General features: G+C 58.7%; 2 protein-coding genes and 1 pseudogene. 1 reads left to right on the top strand and 2 read right to left on the bottom strand.

Features of this window, described 5'->3' with window-relative positions; all coding sequences use genetic code 11:
• A partial coding sequence (locus tag ABJK56_RS08115; RefSeq protein WP_347244161.1) for a DUF1559 domain-containing protein occupies positions 1–800 on the top strand: 800 nt, incomplete at its 5' end.
• A gap of 127 nt (positions 801–927) precedes the next feature.
• Here ABJK56_RS08115 and ABJK56_RS08110 read toward each other — a convergent pair.
• Positions 928–1,224, bottom strand: coding sequence for a BON domain-containing protein (locus tag ABJK56_RS08110; protein WP_347244160.1), 297 nt, complete (start codon positions 1,222–1,224; stop codon positions 928–930).
• Between the two features lie 120 nt (positions 1,225–1,344).
• Positions 1,345–1,529, bottom strand: a pseudogene (locus ABJK56_RS08105) (hypothetical protein); the annotation flags it as partial.

Here is a 1,529-nt window from a genome sequence, read left to right as displayed (position 1 = left end):
CGAGTATTGGGGGCCCTGTGGGTTCGGGGTTGCAAACAGAATGGTCCGCACAGGCTCTGCTTCTGCCTTACTTGGAACAGGGAAACCTCTATGCGGGGATCGACTTTACGAAAGACTATGACGATGTGTACCTCCCCGATGGTTCTCGCCTCAGCGCTCATCGCGTTCCGGTCTATGTGTGTCCCAGCGAGATCCGGGCGGAGGTCCGGCGGGAGAATGGAATCGATGCGCATTTTCCGGTGAACTATGGTGTCAATGTCGGTACCTGGTTTGTGTGGGACCCTGTGGCTCAGCGGGGAGGCGATGGTGCATTTCGGCCGTTTCAGGGGACTTCGGTTGCCGAGTTCGTCGACGGACTGAGCCAGACGATCGCTGCGGCCGAAGTGAAAGCTTACACCCCGTATTATCGGAATGCTGCGATCAATCCGCCGCCTTCGCTCCCGGCTAATCCGGGGGATTTGTGTGGCTGGGGTGGGGAGTTCAAACCCGAAAGCGGCCACACCGAGTGGGTCGACGGAAAAGCCCATCAGGCAGGAGTGACGGCTACTTTCACGCCCAACACGCGCATTCTGTGCGTGGTTGCTGGCAAAACCTACGACGTGGATTGGACCAATCAGCAGGAGGGGAAATCAAATACGGTTCCCACCACTGCCGCGGTGACGGCACGCAGTTACCATCCCGGTGTCGTCAACGTTCTCATGGCTGACGGCGCCGTGCGGCCCGTCTCCGAAACCGTGAATCTGAGCGTGTGGCGGGCACTGGCGACCCGCAATGGAAGAGAGGTCGCGAACGATTTTTGAGACCTGTTTGGGAGATGGTGACTGCCTCTGAGGTGGGGTGCTATCAGTGCTGTCACCGTGAATCGGTTCTGAAAAGCTTCCTTCCCGTACGCGAACGTCCGGCTTTCTGAATAGGGGGCCGTTCACCTTAGCGGCGCCACGCCACAACGATTTCATTGTGCAGGGAGCCCGGCGCCAGCCGCATCGCGGCGTGCTGGGCTTTCTGCTTGATGTGAAAGCTCGGACAGCGTCCCATCAGGGTCACGGAATCCCCCTCCACGATGACGCGGAGGTCAGTGACAGAGCGGGCGGTGGCCTCCTCAATGGCCTGGTGAATCCGGGCTGCCAAACGCTCCGCTTCTGCCAGAGATGGGGCGAGCGGATAGCTCATAAGCCGCTCTTCCCGGAGCACGACATCCTCGTCGTAGGGCGAATAGAAAGACATGGTTCCCTCCACCGGCGATGGACCAGCTCCGCACGGAACATCGCCAGGCGCTTTTGCGGAGGCCTCCGTGCTCCTCTAAACCACGTGACTTTCATCCGATCCTCTTGACAGGTCCACTCGTCAATCAGGATCAACAAGCCGGTCCCTCGTCACTTGGATGAGATTGACGAGTTCTACATCATGGCCCCTCAAGATGGATCGAACCGCTTCCTGAGCCAATTGTTTGTGATAGAAACTCGAAACCACCCCCCTGAGAATGATCGTGTTGTCGCGCTCTTCGACATCAACCTCACGGAGCTCGTAAA

The organism is Thermogutta sp. (assembly GCF_039793925.1).
GTDB lineage: Bacteria > Planctomycetota > Planctomycetia > Pirellulales > Thermoguttaceae > Thermogutta.
Note: the sequence above shows the minus strand (reverse complement) of the source record. Positions and strands in the feature narration are given on the sequence as shown.